This window comes from Chryseobacterium piperi (assembly GCF_002285635.2).
Lineage (GTDB): Bacteria > Bacteroidota > Bacteroidia > Flavobacteriales > Weeksellaceae > Chryseobacterium > Chryseobacterium piperi.
On sequence record NZ_CP023049.2, the window covers coordinates 2,274,981 to 2,291,214 of the forward strand.

The following is a 16,234-nucleotide window of genomic DNA, read 5'->3' on the forward strand; positions in this document are numbered from 1 at the left end:
AAAAACAGATTCCTTTTAAAATCCTTTGCGACCTTGCGCTTAACTCCCTATGTTGAGATTCCTTCATTCCGCTGCGCTTCATTCTGAAATCGAAGATTAGACGTAGTCAATGACAAACTGCATGGTTATTCGTTCGGGCCGAGATTATGCCGAAACAGATATTCCTCTATCTGCCCTTTGTCATAAAAAGAGGCCGTAAAAGATGGTATGGAAAGAAAATAACAATCAGAAAGTAATTCGCATTTTCGAAATCCGCCAGAACAAACATGGTGGTATATGCATGAAAAATATAGAGGAAAATTAAAAAGAAAGTAAGCAGTTTCCTGTTAAAAGCTCCCAGAAAGCAAAAGAATTGAGTTAGAATTCCAAGCACTGTGATGACTACCCAAAAATTTTCATAAGCATAAATGTTCTTGAACGATTCAGGAATCGCCATGTCTGCCATCCAGTAATTATCATAGGTATTTAGCTTTGCTGCGTTTTTATCGAGCCATGTCAGCTTATCAGTATGCTTAACCACGTTCTTTATCGTTCCAAGGATCTTACTCATCCCTGCTAAAGTATAGGTCATCAAAATTCCCAGATAAAAATATTGAACTAGTTTATAATCTTTATCCTCAAGCTTTCGAGGTAGTAAAAAGATGGTGAGGAAAAATCCGAGAATGATTATGTGCCCATCATGGTGAACCCCAAAATTAGCTGAAATGGGTAAATTAATGATCGCAACTAATAGAAATATAAAGACATTGAGTATATAGGAGGGTTTAAAAATCGTAATGATAAGAAGACTTGCGCAAGCTACTAGAAAGCCTGCAAAAACAAAAGTACTTGGAAACTCAGGAAATATTAGTTTTTCCATCCAAAAAACAGGTTCATAAATAGTCGCTGGCCTCTCTTTTAATTTAATGAATGTCAAATATTGTGCAACAAGCCAATACAAACCGAAAAGCCTTAAAATATAATAAGCAACCTTATAATTAAATACAGTAAGTTGAGGGTATTTCATTACAGTTTTATGATCAGTTTTTTATTAATGTTCATCTTCGTCTCACCAATTTCCTTAGGATTATACGTTTCCTTATAAAGTAGATATCCCTCGTATTTTGGTTCTGTATCTTTAGCAAAGGCAAGCAGTTTTACTCTACTACCTTCTCTATTATCATTTTCCTCTATTTTTTTTCCATAAGTCCCAACAATCACGGCTTTATCATTCGCTTCGTAGCTGTAGGCAGGTGTATTTGTAATTCGTACAGTATCACGATCCCTTATTCCATACAATCTATATTGTTCCTCACTACCTTCTCCTCCACTGGGCACAGCAAATAACTTCCAGCTGTAAAACGGATACATTTCCTTATAGCCCTTCTCCATAATAGCAAGGCTGATAAGCGACATCACAAACGAAAAGATAAATAAGTGTTTGGTATATTTTTTCATCAGACGAAGAATTTTACGTTTTTAAATACTGCTCCAGGATTTGATTACCACTTCTTATTGAATTAACAGCCCATCGGATTTTCATCTGCAAAAGTTTTTCTTCATTAAGTTTATATTCAATACCCGATTTAAGAAGCTTTTGCTTTAATTCATACATACATATTCCGGCGGCCACTGATACATTAAAACTTTTAGTAAAACCATACATAGGAATAGCCAATGTTTCATCTGCAAAGTCAAGTACTTCCTCCGAAACACCTTCCAGCTCTGTACCAAAAACCAAAGCAATGGGTTCTGTAATTTCATAATCAGGAAGCATAGCCGCATTCTTTTCCGGGGAAACTGCCAGAATCTTATACCCTTCATTTTTAATTTCCTGAAGTGATGAAATAGTTTTGGGCATTTTTTTCACTTCCACCCATGTTTCAGCTCCTTTTGTTACGGTAAGATTAGGGTTAAAAACATTTTCCTCTTCCATTGCTACTACTTTATGAAACCCGCAAGCCTCAACAGACCTTACGATTGCAGCTGCATTTCTAAACTGATAAATATCCTCCATTACAGGAAGTACAAAATCAGAGCTATCTTGAGAAAAGTGCTCTATTTTTCTTAATCTTTCGTCTGTTAAGAACTGCTTTAAATATTCAAAAGTTTGTGCTACATCTTTCATCTGCATTAGTGTTTCCTTTTTTTATAGCTCGATGTAACGCTAACAATTATAACCAGATTTTTATAAAATTTTTCCATAAGCGTTTCATTCATTTTCAAATCTTTGCAAATTAACGTAATTTTGAGATTATAAACCTGAAGCAGATTCAACTTCTTAACAAAAAGTAATACATGAAACGAAAAGTTCTGTTGATATATACCGGTGGTACGATTGGTATGGAAAAAGACTATGAAACCGGAAGCCTTCGCGCATTTGATTTTGGAAATATTTTTGAGAAAATGCCTGAAATGAAATTAATGGAATGTGAAGTTTTTGTACATCCTTTTGCTAAACCGCTTGACTCTTCAGACATGGGACCAGAGGAATGGAAAATTATTGCTCATTATATCCATAAGAATTATGATCAATATGACGGGTTCCTGGTTCTTCATGGTACTGACACCATGTCTTATACCGCTTCTGCACTAAGCTTTATGCTAAAAGGGCTAAAGAAACCAGTGATCTTTACCGGATCTCAACTGCCGATAGGAGACTTAAGAACTGATGCTAAAGAAAACCTTTTAACAAGTTTATATTACGCAAGCTTGTATGAAAATGATGAAGCTGTTATTCAAGAGGTTGCTATCTATTTTGAATATAAATTGCTAAGAGGAAACAGAACATTGAAGTATTCTGCCGAATATTTTGATGCTTATGCAAGCCCCAACTACCCTATTCTCGGTCAATCAGGAGTTCATCTCAATATTATAAAGGATAACCTGCATCGATGCGAACCCAATGTAGACTTTCATGTTGACGACCATATTTCTGAAGATATTTTATTCTGGAGAATTTTTCCGGGAATGCATCTGAGCCATTTCAAAGAAATTCCTAAAATGAAAGTCCTTATTCTTCAGGTTTTTGGATCTGGTACTATTTTCAGCAGTGAAAAAACGCAACAAACTCTCCAGGAAATCCGAAATAACGGAACTGAAATCGTAGTGGTAAGCCAGTGTATTTCGGGTGGTATCTCGTTTGGAAAATACGAAAACAGTAATATTTTCTCAAGGATAGGCGCCATAAGCGGTAAGGATATGACAGCGGAAACTGCGATTACTAAAGCAATGCATTTGGTAGGCAATCCAAATTACTCTGGAAATTTTGCTGACAACTTTTCTAAGAGTTTATGTGGGGAAATTACAGACTAATTCATTTAATTATTTGTTAATTCAAGAAAATACATTACTTTTGCAATCTCGAAATAGAGAGGTGTCCGAGTGGTTGAAGGAGCTACCCTGGAAAGGTAGTATACGGGTAACTGTATCGAGGGTTCGAATCCCTTCCTCTCTGCAAAATAACGCACTGTAAATCAGTGCGTTATTTATTTTTACACAGTAATATTATTGTCCTATATTTTTTTTCATAGCTTTATATAAGTACAAAATAGGTACTAAATACTCATTTTTTACATTATTTTTACACAACAAATATTACTATGAAAATCAGGTTTTACATTGACAAACCATTGACAACAAAGAAGGCCATCCATTAGAATTACATGTATATTTACATATCTTCCAAAGATTGAAAGTATCCATTTACAGAATATTCTTCACATACAAAGGATTGGGATTTCAACAAAGAGGAACCAAAGAAATGCCATCCATTATATAATGCCATCTACGATTACCTTCTAAAAAATCCAAGAAAAATTATTAAATTATTAAATTCTCGAGAATCTAAAAACGCATTAGCAAATTGAAAACTACGTAATAGGCAACTCCGAAAGTTTATATGAGTTTGGGGAACTTAGAATAAAAGAACTGCAAGAACATAAGATTAATAGTTCGAAGACCGATGTTAAAAAGTGGAAGCAGCACAGAAAAGTATATTAATAATCTGAATGTTTTTAAGGGCCTATAAAAAGAATCTTTCCTTTTCAGAAATTTCACTCATTTATATTGTGATGAAGCATTTTTGATTTCTAATATTATGAATACAGAAAAGTGGCTCAATAAGGAATTAAGAGACAAAAATCCCCAATAAAAAGCCCATCCGAAGAAGGGCGTAAAAAAATTTGCAATTTATTTCAAAGGTGATAAAAAACTCAAATTTATCGAGAAGTGTTATTATATATATGAATGATCTCCTCGATGTTATTATAAGTAAAATCTTTATTACTTTTTAATGCGGCCAAAACAACTGGACTATCTGCAAGATAGGTTTTCAATTGATTTATGAATTTGCTTTTTTTACTTTCTAAGCGCACATACATTTTTTCTTTATCTCTTTTTACGAAATAAAAAGTTCTAACTTTTTTGAGATATCCTGATAAACTACTCCCCTCACTACCCGAAAGATCTGCTACAGAAGATGAAATTTTATGAACCTTATCTCTTGAAGACAATGCCAGCGTAACCTTGTAGAGCTTTACATTCCCAGTATCTAAAATTTTAGCAAAAGCCCTGTTTATAACTCTTTTTCGCATAAAAACCACAAAATTAATATTTTCAATAGTTTGAAACCGATTATCTCCCATTTTAAAACTACTACATTTTGCAACATTTATACTCACTGGTTTTTCACCAAGTTCCTTTTTAAACAAAAAGTTCTCACAGTCAGACTCATTAAATGATATTAGTCCTTCAACTTTATGCTGTGCCGAATCAATAAAATAACCATGGAGGTATTTATTTTTATCCCCAAATACATGCCCCTTATAAGTATGAGGTAAAAAAGAATAAAATAATATAAGACAAAAAAATAAGCTTAATATTTTCATTTTTTATTGAAATTTTATGTTATTTGATTCTTAGAGCCTATTAAAACAAATCACTCTTGAAAAACCATTATTGATATGTTTTCAAGATTGACATTTGCATGATCAGCAAAGTCTAATTTGATTTCAATTTTATTATCTTTCATTGCAATCGTAAAATTAATATTATTTCATTACCAAGAAAATTTTTAATCCATAAATAATAAAAAAGTCAAAAATTTCCTAATACCACTATGTTTGGGCCGAATTTCTACGCTAACAACATATCTTGACGTATAATATATATATTTGCACTTCAAATCTACTTTTAAAATGATTACAATGTAAAAAAGGTGAAAAATAAAATTTACAAATATTTACAAAAAATATGGTTTTTACATCTTTTTTACAAACAACCAAACAAAAATTAGCCACACAACTCTAATTTACAATTCTTTATAAACAATACTCTCTACCCTGGAAAAGTAGTATACAGGTAACTTTAATGAGGGTTCGAATCCCTTCCTCTCTGCAAAAACAATTGATTATCAATTAAAACATTCACACCCAATAAATTGGGTTTTTTTTTTATAAATTAATCATAAAAAATAATGTAACATAAAAAAACGACTTCTATAGTAGAAGCCGTTTTTTTAATATTTTTCTTGAGAATTATTTTTTCAGATCTGCTTTTACATCTTTATAACCATCTGAAACTGCATCTGCACCTTTTACAGCGGTCTTTTTAACACTTTTCGCACCTTTGGTTGCCGTTTTACCAACCCATTTCGTGCCTTTTTTAACACCTTTTTTTGTAGCTTTTGCTCCCTTTTTAGTTTTATCTCCAACCCATTCTGCACCATCTTTCACTCCCTCTCCTGTTGCTTTTGCTCCTTTTTCAATCGCAGTACCAACATTTTTTGCTTCTTTTTTTACAGTTTCCTGAGCATTAATAGCTGTTGCAAATAAACCAAAAGCTAATAAGGCAAATAACTTCTTTTTCATATTTTTATTTTTAAAATTAATTTAATAAATATAACATAAAACAAGCCAAATGTGTACGACCAAAAAAGATTAATGAAAATAATTTAATCAAATTGAAGAGATAACACATGACAAACAAGGCTTTGCTTGGGTTCAGGAGAATGCAGTCTGCTCAAAACTCTTGCAATTTTTATTGATCGGAAAGCTTGATACTATATTTTGGTTTACTTTTAATTGTCATGTCTAATACAATGTCATAAAACCCATCTTCTTTAATATTGATGTTGTAGCCATCATAGCATAAACTTTCATCATCATTGTTTAAAGCCAAACTGTTACCCCAATCACTATTTAATCTAAATCTTAATTCTCCAGTTTTTAATTTATAATTTTTGAGATAATAAAAATCGGGATTATCTTTTCTTGTTTGTAAGATAATGTCTTTTCCGTCCCAACCACTTGGTGTTGCATTGCCTATAATTCCCCAAGGAAAAGTATTAGATATTTTTTCAGCATTCTTCACACCCATAGGATTACTTACTGTAATGGATTTTACTTTTCCTGTTTGATCAGTATTAAAATTAAAAGTATTGTTTTCGTAAATTTTATAGAACGTTTTTGTAACAGGGTTCAGTGGTATTCTCGGAATAATATCTCCATTGATTATAACCATTCCATCAATAATATTTACATAAAAAGTCGCCTCAGGTGAAGAATATATTCCTTCAATACCATATAAATCTTCTTTATTTACTTTACCAATTGTAGTTTTCTTATAAGGTTTGTTATATACAATACTTGTAATATCTTCACTGATTTTGTCACCGGGAATCATCTCGGAATTTATTAATACAATTATTGCAATATCCTGTTCTACATCTCTTATAAACCTACATCTATAACCAGGACCACCTCCACTATGACCAACTAAAACTTTATCCAAATTTGGTGTCTTATAAATTTCCTGCCCAAAACCATAGCGCTCGTTTAAATAAGGAGTGTACATATTTTTAACCACATTTGCTTCTAAAATCTGTCCCTTATAAAATGCTTCACTAAATTTATACAAATCCTCAACGGTAGAATACATTGCTCCTGCTGCAAAAGGATGGTCTGTTTTAAAACGTAGCGCTTCATTAGAATTTTCTCCTGACATAAATTCATAACCAAACGCTTTATTCTCATTTTCCAATTGGTTGAAATGAAAGCCACTATGAGTCATTTTTAAAGGTTTCAAAATAAACTCTTCAATAGCTTGGTCATATTCTATGCCTGTTACTTTTTTGATGATATAGCCCAATAAATAATAGTTTGAATTGGAATAATTCCAACCTTTACCTGGAGAAAAATCCAAAGGTTTTCTAGTAAGGCATTTTAATAAAGTTTCTTCGTTTACAGTATATTCAGACCCCTCTGCTTCCTGTGGAATTCCGGAAGTATGTGATAACATATTTTTTATGGTAATACTATCTCCTTTTGGAAATTTGGGATAATACTTTGAAAGTTTATCATCTAGGGAGAGCTTACCTTGTTGTTCCAATTTTAGAATAACTGCGGCCGTGAAAATTTTTGTGGTAGAATAAATACGATATAAACTATTGTTTGTATTATTTTCTTTTTTGGGAGCATTTCTATATCCATAACTTTTTTCAAAAATTATCTTTCCTTTTTCAGCAACTAGTACGGAACCATTGAACTGATAGGCTTTTTCGTAGGTAGTTAATAATTCATCTATTTGTCTGCTCTTTTGGGAATAAACAGAATTACCTGCGAAAATTAAAAGCAAAGCGACTAAAAGGTGTTTCATAATTTTTGTTATCGTTGATATGTATAGTTTGTTTGGATAAAATTATAGGCAACTCAAAAAATACAGACAGTGTGTACATTTTGAATATTTCAAGCAATATTAATGAATTTCAAAGCACCAAACAAAACTTGATTTACATCCATTAGGGACTCTCTGAATTTCAATGAGAAAATTTAGCTGTGTAATATCTTCAAAATGAAAAAAGATGTAGCTGAAGCTGCATCTTTTATCTGTAATACTATTTTTATTTCCCTGTTCATCATAAGTTCAAACAAAAACTGCATTTCTGAATCGTGAGTGACTTCCTCCTTCTCTAAAAAATAAAACACTGAAAATCAGTGCTTTATTTTTAATATTTCAATATTGTAAATAATATATTTACACAAGTATCTTATAAACGGCTGACCGTTAATTGGTACGTTTTAGCCACATTCCCATTATTAGTAATAGTATACGAATCAGCGGTTGTTTTCATAACAGTAAAGTCAAATTGCGTACCTGTCCCTCCATCTCCACAGTTGGTAATATTAGGAAAAACTACACTCCATGTTCCGGAAGTATTAGCAGAAGGAGCAATAGGGGCAATTGTTGGATTCCCTATTTTATCCCTTGCAACTCCCGATACATATCCCAGAGACAAACCATTATATACAAAGGTTGTAATCATAGATCTTGCACATCCATTTGTAGATTTTACAATGAAAAGACCCGTCGCTATATTCACGGTTGAAGGTACGGTTACTGTTGCACTCGCTGCGGGAGCTACTGTTACACTTTCAGTATAGCTATAAGAAGTTGCAACTACATCACTGGTAGTCAAATCTCTTGTCAGTATATCATAACTGGCAGGTACTTGTCTGATAAGATTCCGAATTCGAAGACTTTGATTCTTAGCATCCACATCCAACGATCTTTGAGGACTGGCATTACCAATACCTACATTCCCGGTAGCAGTTACTACAAAATCGTTTGCCTCTTGAGCAGCGGTTGGTGCACCAGTAGCAGCATTATCCTTTGCACCATCAACATGTAAAACGGCCTGAGGATTGGTTGTTCCAATTCCAACTTGCGAATAATAGGATACTGATAAACATAAACAGTAGAAAATAATTGATTTTTTCATAATTTGATTGGTATTTAAGATTAATATATTATTATGATTTAATGACAAATAACTTGAATGAAAAAAAAACAAATTGTAGTACAACCTAATTCAACTGCTCTATATCTTAATAAGAATAATATCAATGATATACTCAAAGATATGAAAAAAAATCATCTGAAATTCATTATAAAAAAAGATAATAGACTAACATCTTTTCTATTGATTATTTCACTTATATAGAATACAAAAACACATTATCCACTCCTTTTTTAGAAGTAAATTTTTAAGCAATTTCACAAAATTTAATTAAATTGTATACCAGAACTCTTACCATCTATGATTTTACAAAAAATAGCTGTTGCTACTTTTAGTTTCATTTATGTCATTTCGGCGGCACAAAGTGACAAGAAAAAAATGTCAAAACTTATTCGGGATGAATTTGAATTTGCAGATAAGCAATACAAATATCTGATGAAATCTATTCCACCGGATAAAATGCCACAATCTTATAACGCTTCTACGCAGAAAGTTAGTACTAGAGATATTACCTGGTGGTGTTCGGGGTTTTATCCTGGTTCATTATGGTTAATTTACGAACAGACTAACGATCCGGAAATAAAAAGAGAAGCGGAACGGGTTTTAAGAATAATAGAGCCAAATAAAACATTTACAAAAGACCATGATCTTGGTTTTATGATGTTCACTAGCTTTGGTAACGCATACAGAATTACAAAAGACCCTGCTTATAAAGAAATTATCATCACTTCTGCAGAGTCTCTATCTACGAGATTCAAACCCGGAATGCAAGCTATTTTGTCTTGGGATAAAATGGCAGATTTCAAAGGTCCGGTGATCATTGATAATATGATGAATCTTGAGATGCTGATATGGGCAGCAAAAAATGGCGGGAATAAAAAGACCGAAGAAATAGCCATCGCCCATGCCAATACCACGATAAAAAATCATTTCCGTTCTGACTACAGTTCTTATCATGTGATTGATTACAACATAAATACGGGTGAGGTTTTAGGAAAGAAAACTTTTCAAGGTTATTCTGATTCGTCTGCATGGGCAAGAGGGCAAGGATGGGCATTGTATGGCTACACGATGATGTACCGGTTTACAAAAGATGAAAAGTATTTAAACCAAGCTCGCCATATTGCAAAATTTATCTTAAATAATCCGACTCTACCAAAGGATAAAATTCCATATTGGGACTTCAATGATCCAAAAATCCCAGACGTTCCACATGATGCTTCTGCTGCGGCCATTATAGCCTCTGCATTATTAGAATTGGGACAATATGTAAAAACAGAAGAAAAGGAAGAATATGTATATAATGCCCAGCAAATACTTGTAAATTTATCTGGAGAGCAATATCAGGCACAACCGGGAGAAAACGGAGGATTTCTTCTGAAACACAGCACAGGAGGACTCCCTCTTAATTCAGAAATTGATGTTCCTCTTATTTATGCAGATTATTATTTTCTGGAAGCATTGAAAAGATATAAAGACTGGTATTTATAAATTGAAATTAATGAAAATTATCCGATGGGGCCTGATAATGATAGGTATAACGTCATTGTTTGATGCCCAACAACCCACTCTATTATTGAAACTGGAGCTTAAAAATAGTTTAAGTATTTCGCGAAATTTACAATCTGTAGAGATTCCTTATCATAAAGTGAAGGTACTTTCTGGTAAAAATTTCAGTATTACTGAAGTTTCTACAAAAAATGAAATTCCCTACCAATGGCTTGCGAATGGAAACCTTCTTATTCAGGAAGATTTTAATACTAGGGAAACAAAAAAAATAGAGTTTTATCAGACACCATCAAAATCTTTCGCGTCTAAAGTGTATGGAAGATTTGTCCCGGAACGTTTGGGAGATTTTGCCTGGGAAAATGATAAGATTGCCTTCCGTATGTATGGTAAAGAATTGGAAAAAGTTCCTGAACAAAATGGTTGGGGAATGGATGCCTGGGCTAAAAGATCCAATAGAATGGTGATCAACGAATGGTATAAACGTAATAATTATCACCAGGATAATGGGGATGGCTTAGACTTTTTTCAGGTTGGAAATACTTTAGGAGCAGGCGACATTCTACCTTTCATCAATGAAAATTTTGTGTATCTTGGTAACTACATGTCCTATAAAATTATAGAAGAGGGACCACTTCGCTTTACATTTGAGCTTAGCTATTCTGAGGTAAAAAAAGATGGTTATGAAATTATGGCCGTCAAAAGACTTAGTCTGGACGCAGGTTCTCAACTTAACAAATCAGTAGTTACCTATCAATTTTCAGGTAGAAAAACACTTCCTGTCTTTGCAGGTATTGTTCACTGGAATGGCAAAGGTGAAAAAACATTGGACCAGGATAACCACTTAGCTGTTTACTGGCCTGAAAATTCAAAAAGTGGAATTGTTGGGACCGCGATTCTTTTCCCTAATACAGATTATCCTATTGTGGATAAACAAAAACACTTGGGCTCGGAAATCAACTTAAAAAATAAACAACCTGTTGTTTTCTATGCCGGTGCTGTATGGAATCAGCCAGGAGAAATCACCTCTCAAAAAGATTGGCAAAAATATCTACAGGAGTTTTCTTTAAAGCTAAAATATCCTATCCAAATCTCTAAGTACAAAAAACAAAATCCTGATCAATGACCAGGATTTACCTGTTCGAAAAATAGCAAAATATTAATCGAACCATAATTGAGTTATAATGAATGTTCTGGTGTCTTTTGTCGTATTAATTACACATTGTAAGAAACTGATGGCTCATTTGCACTTTGAATCTCGCATCTGATTTTAGCTTACTATAAATCGTATTTTCTATGGAGTGCACAGATCTTAATTTCTGATCGATAAAATCCGCAATTTGAGCAACAGAAAATATAAAATCCCTGTATACTGCAATATCAACAGTCTGTCCATAGCAAGGCAAATACGCTTTTAAAAAGGAGATTGTCCGCTGATGCAGATTATAATTCACACAATAACCAGCTCCTTCTTTAGAAGTAATAATTTCATAATTATTGATATAATCAAGAATATTTTCGCTTTTTGGAGACATCTCATTTTTGATAAAATGACGATTAATTTTATCCAGAACATGCTGGGCATATTCCATCATGGTAATGCTTTTCCATTCAAAAACATGATTCATACTGCTTTTATTGTCCTTCTGCCTTTTTCCATTATCGCAACTTGTACAAAAAGATAAACCTATTTTTTCATAATAAGGGAAAAAACAATTTTTGATTCGAATAGAAGCATCAGCCTGAATTCTGTCATTTGCAAAATTATAATACAAATATGGACGATATATATCTGCCACATTTTTCAGAAAATCAGTTTCACTGGTATTGTGATACTCTTCAAACCATTTTTCAAGGTTATCGTAATAATGCGTAACAAAATCTTTATAATTTAAGTAAAACGGGAATTCCATAGCTTTATATTTTGATGAGACAAAGCTATTTCAGTAATGCGACAAAACTCGACGTGTTATTTTTATTTATTGAAAGATTGAATGATTAAAAAATTTAAAGATTAGAAAAGAATCCAGTGTAAGGATGAATGATAACACCATCTCATTACTTATTACTTATTACTTATTACTTATCATAATTCCTCATTATATACTCAAAGTAAAGAATCATTTTCATATAGTTTTCTATACTGATATATTCATTAGTACTGTGAATACTCTGTTTTTCTGCATCAGTGATCTTTATTGGCATAAATCTGTAGATATTCTTACTTACAATTTGGTATTTATAAGCATCTGTTCCAGCCATTGTAAGATAGGGTGTCGTAACCGCATTCGGGTAAATTTGTTTGATCCCCTGCTGAATTAATTGGTATGCCTTAACATTTGTAGGTGATACAGCAGATGCTTCCCTTGTATTATCAATTTCTTCAACTTCAACATCAAAACCTTTTGTTGCTTTTTTGATATGTTCTCTGATATCTTTAACAGAATCTCCTGAAAGAAGTCTGAAATTAACAACAAACTCAACTTCCGGAGAAAGCACATTCGTTCCATCGCTACCTTTCATCATCGTAAGGGCTGTCGTTGAACGTATTAATGCATTAGTAGAATTATTTTTAGCCAACTGGGAAAGTAATACAGATTTTAAAAGCCATTGATTGGAAATAGCAAGCCTGTTTACAAAAGGCATTGTTCCACCAATATTATCAAAAAACTCTTTTATAAGAGGTGTAATCTTTGGCTTCATCTGATCTTCTTCTAACCGCTGCATAATAACTGCAGCTTTACCAATAGCACTTTGCATCGGAGGCATGGAAGAGTGTCCCCCCAAACCTTTTACTTTTATTTTAGCTGAAAGAAATCCTTTTTCGGCACAGCCTATCACCGCAACATCAGAATCAATCCCTTTGATACTCCCTTTTTCTAATATCAGCCCTCCTTCATCATATACCGCATCAAACTTTAATCCTTTTTTCTTAAAAAACTGGGCGATCTGCATGGCTCCCTTTCTTCCACCTACTTCCTCATCAAATCCAAATGCCAGATAAATATCCCGTTGAGGAATAGATCCGCTTTTTATCATATTGGTCATAGATTCCATTAAAGAAAATAACATCCCCTTCATGTCTATTGATCCTCTTCCATAAATTCTGCCATCGGCAACTGCTCCGGAAAAAGGGGCAAAATCCCAATCTTCAGCTACTTTCTTTACCGCGGGCAGTGCTTTATCATCAGGTCTGAAAATACCCTCTTCTTTATTTTTGACATCAGCATCACCAGGAGCGACAACATCCATATGTGAAAGAAAAACAATAGGTTCAAGAGCTGCATTACTCCCTTTTAGTCTGAAAACCAGACCGTACTTATTGATTTCGTAATTTTCCGTGTTTTGGTAGATTAAGGGATAGGAGTTCTTAAGATATTCTTTAAATTGATCAAACGGAGCATAATCAAAATTACCGAGATCACCTGCTGATACTGTAGGAATTTTAATTCCATCTGATAATCTTTGAACAGCAGCATTATCTTTCACCCATTTTACGTCAGCCTGTGATCCTTGTTCATTTTTCTTGAAAGGATAAGTAAAAGTTCTGATCAGCAATACAGCGGCTAAAATAATTAAGATACCCAGGATAATTAAAAGAATTCTTTTCATGGTGATTGTATTTTTACATGGTAATTTTCAATAATAAATATAATAAACATATCTCTATTAAAAAATTCCAAAATAAAAATCTATGTAAAAAAACCTTTTATGCCGGGTTTAATCCTGAAAAATTATTCTTACTATCCAGTTCCTGTTTTCTTTTTCTTACAAAATCAGTTGGGCGTATACCATTAATTTCGTAAAACAAATCTGAAAAATTTTGTCTTGAAGCAATTCCGCATTCCTTAGCCAATGTTTCAATCCTGTATTTAAGATATTCTTTATTTTCGAATAGCAACACAGTGATATAATTGATTCTCAATTCACTGAGATATTTATTAAAATTCATCCCTTTACAATCATTAATGACCTGAGAAAGGTAATTGGAATTGGTTCCCAACTGGCTGGCCAACTTATTAATGGTAAGCCCTTTTTGGATAAATTCTTTTTTATCTTCAAATGATTTTAATTTTCTCAGCAATTCTTCTACTTTTCCTTCGTCCAGTCCAGATTTTTTTTCTTCTACAATTGGGAAAGGCTTTTCAGCCGTTAAGCTGTGTTGTACTGCAAATCTTTCTTCCAGCAACAGGTACTTCTTCTGGATATCTTTTTCTTTTCTGTACCTTACAATTAACAGAATAGTTAACGCTATTGCCAATATAATTAACCCCACGATAATAAAGGTTCCCCAGGAATTTGCTTTTTCTAATTCTTTTTTTTCTTCTAATAAAGTCTTAGTATCATATTCTTTATGAATTCTCGGCGACAGGTAGACAAAATCTTTTGCGATGACACTATCTGCTTTTAATAGCTGGCTTGTATAATATAATTGTTGCTTTTCATCATCTCTCTGTTTAAAATGATTGATTAAAATTTCATAATTCCCCCTTAGTTCAGGAAGGATAAATTGATGCTTTTGAAAGATTGAATCTACCTTTCTAAAATAATTAATTGATTCTTTATCATTTTTCAGGCCAAGATAACTTTTGCCTATATAAAAATAGTTCACGGAAAGCCAGGCAAAATCCCCGCTTTTTTTAATAGGCTCTATTGAACGTTCCAAAAAATCGGCCGCTAATTGAAATTCATTTTTTTTATAATCTGAAATCCCTTTGGATAGAAGGAAATATCCTTTTTCCTGAGCGTAATCAGCATTATCCCTTGTTTCCTCAAGCCCTTTTTGTATGGCAGAATCTGCTTCTTTTATCTTTCCTAAATTCTGATAGCAGACAATCAACTGTCTTAAGCTATTGAGATATCCTTTTTTATTATTGTAAATCTCATTAGGATGAAGATTCGATTTTGCTTTAGGAAGGTAGTAAGCGATACACTGCTTAAAAAGATCAGATGCCTCTTCGTAATATCCCAAATAACTTTTTACAACCCCTATATGATATAAATTCTGGAATCTCAAAAAATCATTTTTAGTGTCTTTTGAATACTCATACGCCAAAAGATATTCATTAAGTGCGGCCTGGTATCTTTTATAATGATAATAATAAATAACGCCCTTTTCAATATATGCACTGCTTACTAAATCTTTATTTTCAGATAATTTTGCAGCTTCTATCATGCTATCCGCATAAGCCAGCTTTCTTTCATTTGATGATGAATAAAAGACCCCATCCTTATATCCCTGAACCAACTTCTCGTAGTCCTTCTCATCTTTAGCTTTACTAACATACGATTGAACATAAGGAAATGCATTGGTATCATTTTCTTCAAAATTTTCGTATTTCATCCTCAATTTGTAATACTCACTGTATCCTTCCTGGGAAAAGAAAAGTTTAAAAATTACTAAAGAGAATATAAAAATCAGTTTTTTGATCACATTTAATGATTATAGAGGGAACATTTCTGTATCAAAAATACATAAAATCATTTAAACTCTGTCAAACTATAATGAATTATTATTCACAGTTCCATAATTCGAAAATACAAGTTTAAATACCTGATCATCAACATATTAAAATAGTCCTAATTCATGAATTAGGACGTCTCAATTTCCGAATAATGACCACATATGTTTTTTTATATCATATTATGCCTATAATTTCGGAGTCAGAATTCTGAACAATAAACCTGGCCGGGATAACCTTTAACTCTGAAAATTTATGAAAAAGATTATCTCATTAAAAACATTTTCAATAGTAGCTTTATTAGCAATCTCAACGATGTTGGGATCTTGCAGACAAGATGATGAAAGTGATTTTCAAAAAACAGAAACCAGTTCTATTAGTAAAGTAAATAACAGCTATCAATCAAAAGCTAGTGTTTCCATGGATCTTAATGAATCAGATCCGCCTGTGAAAAATGGAACGCACTGGAAGACACAAAATTAATGCCAAA

General features: G+C 32.8%; 14 protein-coding genes and 1 tRNA gene. 5 read left to right on the top strand and 10 right to left on the bottom strand.

The genetic code is table 11. The features are described from left to right. Positions 1-166 precede the first annotated feature (166 nt). From CJF12_RS09865 to CJF12_RS09875, 3 genes are read right to left on the bottom strand one after another with little or no spacing between them, the layout of a single operon-like run. The gene (locus CJF12_RS09865) at positions 167-1,006 is read right to left on the bottom strand and encodes a hypothetical protein (RefSeq protein ID WP_034682059.1); all 840 of its coding nucleotides are present in this window, start codon (positions 1,004-1,006) and stop codon (positions 167-169) included. Beyond that, positions 1,006-1,398 carry a hypothetical protein gene (locus CJF12_RS09870; RefSeq protein ID WP_131329491.1) on the bottom strand — a complete coding sequence of 131 codons (393 nt, stop codon included), beginning with the start codon at positions 1,396-1,398 and terminating at the stop codon, positions 1,006-1,008. Before CJF12_RS09870 ends, CJF12_RS09865 begins: the two co-directional genes overlap by 1 nt. Positions 1,399-1,450: 52 nt before the next feature. Further along, positions 1,451-2,113, bottom strand: coding sequence for a TrmH family RNA methyltransferase (locus tag CJF12_RS09875; protein WP_034682062.1), 663 nt, complete (start codon positions 2,111-2,113; stop codon positions 1,451-1,453). Positions 2,114-2,277: 164 nt separating this feature from the next. On the opposite strand from CJF12_RS09875, the gene CJF12_RS09880 reads away from it, so the two are divergent. Continuing rightward, positions 2,278-3,294: an asparaginase gene (locus CJF12_RS09880; RefSeq protein WP_034682065.1), complete on the top strand. Its 1,017-nt coding sequence runs from the start codon at positions 2,278-2,280 to the stop codon at positions 3,292-3,294. A 55-nt stretch (positions 3,295-3,349) separates the two neighbouring features. Continuing rightward, positions 3,350-3,436: transfer RNA gene (locus CJF12_RS09885), tRNA-Ser, on the top strand. A 763-nt stretch (positions 3,437-4,199) separates the two neighbouring features. On the opposite strand, the gene CJF12_RS09890 is transcribed toward CJF12_RS09885, so the two are convergent. The 4 genes from CJF12_RS09890 to CJF12_RS09905 form a co-directional block, all read right to left on the bottom strand. Then, positions 4,200-4,868, bottom strand: a complete 669-nt coding sequence (locus tag CJF12_RS09890) for a hypothetical protein (protein WP_034682067.1) — start codon at positions 4,866-4,868, stop codon at positions 4,200-4,202. 648 nt (positions 4,869-5,516) lie between these two features. Further along, positions 5,517-5,849: a hypothetical protein gene (locus CJF12_RS09895; protein WP_034682070.1), complete on the bottom strand. Its 333-nt coding sequence runs from the start codon at positions 5,847-5,849 to the stop codon at positions 5,517-5,519. A gap of 169 nt (positions 5,850-6,018) precedes the next feature. Then, entirely contained in the window at positions 6,019-7,635 is a 1,617-nt protein-coding gene (locus tag CJF12_RS09900; protein WP_034682073.1) for a serine hydrolase, read from the bottom strand. A gap of 391 nt (positions 7,636-8,026) precedes the next feature. Continuing rightward, positions 8,027-8,758, bottom strand: coding sequence for a hypothetical protein (locus CJF12_RS09905; RefSeq protein WP_131329493.1), 732 nt, complete (start codon positions 8,756-8,758; stop codon positions 8,027-8,029). Between the two features lie 396 nt (positions 8,759-9,154). Here CJF12_RS09905 and CJF12_RS09910 point away from each other — a divergent pair, with 396 nt between their 5' ends. Further along, positions 9,155-10,267, top strand: a complete 1,113-nt coding sequence (locus CJF12_RS09910; protein WP_228379059.1) for a glycoside hydrolase family 88 protein — start codon at positions 9,155-9,157, stop codon at positions 10,265-10,267. Between the two features lie 10 nt (positions 10,268-10,277). Continuing rightward, on the top strand, positions 10,278-11,408 hold the full coding sequence (locus CJF12_RS09915; protein WP_034682077.1) for a DUF4861 family protein: 1,131 nt from the start codon (positions 10,278-10,280) through the stop codon (positions 11,406-11,408). An 85-nt stretch (positions 11,409-11,493) separates the two neighbouring features. Here the strand turns inward: CJF12_RS09915 and CJF12_RS09920 are convergent, their stop codons facing one another. The 3 genes from CJF12_RS09920 to CJF12_RS09930 all read right to left on the bottom strand — a co-directional run bounded on the left by CJF12_RS09920 (position 11,494) and on the right by CJF12_RS09930 (position 15,626). After that, positions 11,494-12,195 (bottom strand): hypothetical protein, encoded by a 702-nt coding sequence (locus CJF12_RS09920; protein WP_034682080.1) that lies wholly within the window; start codon positions 12,193-12,195, stop codon positions 11,494-11,496. Between the two features lie 166 nt (positions 12,196-12,361). Continuing rightward, positions 12,362-13,894 (bottom strand): M20/M25/M40 family metallo-hydrolase, encoded by a 1,533-nt coding sequence (locus CJF12_RS09925; protein WP_034682081.1) that lies wholly within the window; start codon positions 13,892-13,894, stop codon positions 12,362-12,364. A 97-nt stretch (positions 13,895-13,991) separates the two neighbouring features. Beyond that, positions 13,992-15,626 carry a helix-turn-helix domain-containing protein gene (locus tag CJF12_RS09930; protein ID WP_084675599.1) on the bottom strand — a complete coding sequence of 545 codons (1,635 nt, stop codon included), beginning with the start codon at positions 15,624-15,626 and terminating at the stop codon, positions 13,992-13,994. A 373-nt stretch (positions 15,627-15,999) separates the two neighbouring features. Between CJF12_RS09930 and CJF12_RS19915 the strand changes: the two genes are divergently transcribed. Continuing rightward, entirely contained in the window at positions 16,000-16,227 is a 228-nt protein-coding gene (locus CJF12_RS19915) for a hypothetical protein (protein WP_131329495.1), read from the top strand. Positions 16,228-16,234 lie beyond the last annotated feature (7 nt).